Source organism: Wolbachia endosymbiont of Atemnus politus, assembly GCF_013309895.1.
On sequence record NZ_JAAXCS010000179.1, the window covers coordinates 1 to 1,691 of the forward strand.

A 1,691-nucleotide genomic window follows, 5' to 3' on the forward strand; every position below is an offset into this window, starting at 1 on the left:
GCTATACTCTCAATAATGAATTGATGTGGCGTTTGGCACATTTGATACAGGGAGTTGTTCTCCTCTTACATACTAGTGAGTCGTCTCTTAAAAGCGTACAGGGAACCTGATTACTGTGTAGATGATGTTCGGCATTAAGGTGGTGTGAGTCTGATCTGGGCTTTAATAGGATTTGCAGGAACCAGTCGATTTGATGCAAAGCGAGATAAGCAAGAGGCTAATCCTAAAGCTTTAGAGTAGCGATACAAATCACTGGGGAGGATCAACTTGTAGTAGTGAGGAAGTGGTTGTAATGACTATGGAGCGAAGGGGTTGAAATAGTCGACTTTAGTAAATCATTCAACTTGTAGGTGTGTGGATGAAAGTGATTGAACGAACAAAGCCTTTTTCGATATTCCAAAAACTCTAGTGTTAGAAAACAGAGGAGAAACAGGTATTGATGATCTAACAATTGAAAAGTTTAATCAAGACTTAAGCAAGAACCTTTACAAGCTATGAAATAGGCTATCTTCTGGTAGATATTTTCCACCCTCAGTGAAGGCTGTTGATATAACTAAGGCAGATGGAGGGATAAGGGCATTTGGAATACCAACTGTCTCGGATCGTATATCACAGGAAGTTGTGATAAGTGTTTTAGAACCAGAGCTTGAAAAGGTATTTGATGAGGATTCATATGGTTATAGGCCAAACAAATCAGCATTAGATGCCATAGGATAAACCAGGAATCAATGCTTCGACCAAAATTGGTTAAAAGAGTTTGACATCAAGGGAAATGTACGATAACATAGACCACAATCTACTGATGAAAGCAATCAGAAAACACACTACAAACAAATGGGTTCTCTTATAGATACAAAGATGGCCAAGTGCAGATATATAACTTGAAAAAGAACAAAGCTAAAGTGTCTCAGCAGAGTGCCATAGGGAGGTGTAGTTAATCCTATTTTAAGTAACCTCTTCATGCACTAAAGCTTTGATGATTGGATGAGAAGAAAATATAAAAAAAGTGGGCAAGATATGCTGATGATGGTGTGCCGTGGAAGCACAGGAAGTGTTGAAGCTGTGGGGTAGATAGGGAGGGACCTTCGGAGCCGGTTTGCAAGAGCAGGCTTCAAACAGCCATGAGCTGCTTTGGTAAAGGTCTATGGTAGTGAGCATTATGGAAAAAGCACAATTATGTCATGTGTGAAATAGAGAGGTGAACGCAAGTGAACCATTGATGAAGTGTCGAAAATGTAGAGACGATGTCAAAACCAGGGGGTAGTCATTAAACTGGAATAAATCTACCAGAAGCTTGTTTACTGGCTAGGTGGTGTCCAGCATAAAAGTGGCATGAATCTAATATAGGCTATTGCATGGAACAATGGGAACCTGTCATTTCGATAATAAGGGAGAAGTCAAAAGAACAGATCTCTGGGGATGAGAGTATTGATGCGGAAAACAGGGGCATATCAGTTCATAGTAGTGAAGAAGTCTCTGTAATGGAGATGGAGCGAAGGAGCCGAGTTATTTAGTTTTAATTATTTATCAACCGAAAGGGAGGAGTTAATGAATAAAACAAAGTCATTTGATATACCAAAGCAACTGATGGAAAACTTATAATGGAAAGCTTATAATGGAAAGCTTATATTGGAAAACTTATAATGGAAAGCTTATAATGGAAAGCTTATATTGGAAAGCTTAAAAGCAAA

Annotated in this window: 1 protein-coding gene; it reads left to right on the forward strand. The window is 38.9% G+C overall.

The window, feature by feature from the left end; all coding sequences use genetic code 11:
• Positions 1–1,355 precede the first annotated feature (1,355 nt).
• On the forward strand, positions 1,356–1,514 hold the full coding sequence (locus tag HET73_RS07315; protein WP_174134287.1) for a hypothetical protein: 159 nt from the start codon (positions 1,356–1,358) through the stop codon (positions 1,512–1,514).
• The last annotated feature ends 177 nt before the right edge of the window (positions 1,515–1,691 follow it).